Source organism: Psychrobacter sp. UBA2514 (genome assembly GCF_002341255.1).
Taxonomy (GTDB): Bacteria; Pseudomonadota; Gammaproteobacteria; order Pseudomonadales; family Moraxellaceae; genus Psychrobacter; species Psychrobacter pacificensis.
The window spans coordinates 3,467-3,849 of the sequence record NZ_DDNS01000040.1 but is presented as its reverse complement, the minus strand read 5'-3'; the positions used below and the strand labels follow the sequence as shown (position 1 = coordinate 3,849).

Below are 383 nucleotides of genomic sequence, written 5' to 3'. Positions count from 1 at the left end.
ATCAGCGGAAAGCTTGGAATCAGCAGCAGCACGCTAGAGGCAACGGCGATATCGGCATTATTGCCAATATCAAAATAATAAGTCGTCGCCCCGATCAAGGAGGCGATAAAAGCGGTAGCAATAACGGTGATAAAAGGGTTAAAGTGATGCTTGGACAAATAGATACGAGTAAACATCGCCACCATACCCGCGATAAAGGTCACCGCCGTAATCGACCAGCTGCCGCCATTCAAATAAGCAAACGCCGCACAAGAAGCGCCGACAAATATACTGACTAGCCATGTCGGATACACGGTTTTATCCAACTTATCAAACGCAAGGGTTGTGCGGTCAATCAAATCATTATTATTGATCGTGGCTTCGGTTTTATTGACGATTTGCTG

At 46.0% G+C, this 383-nt stretch carries 1 protein-coding gene; it reads right to left on the bottom strand.

Going from position 1 to position 383, the window contains the following annotated elements; translation table 11 throughout:
• Nucleotides 1-383 (bottom strand): threonine/serine exporter family protein (locus tag B3V51_RS10585; RefSeq protein ID WP_286708387.1); only part of this gene is annotated, 383 nt, incomplete at both ends.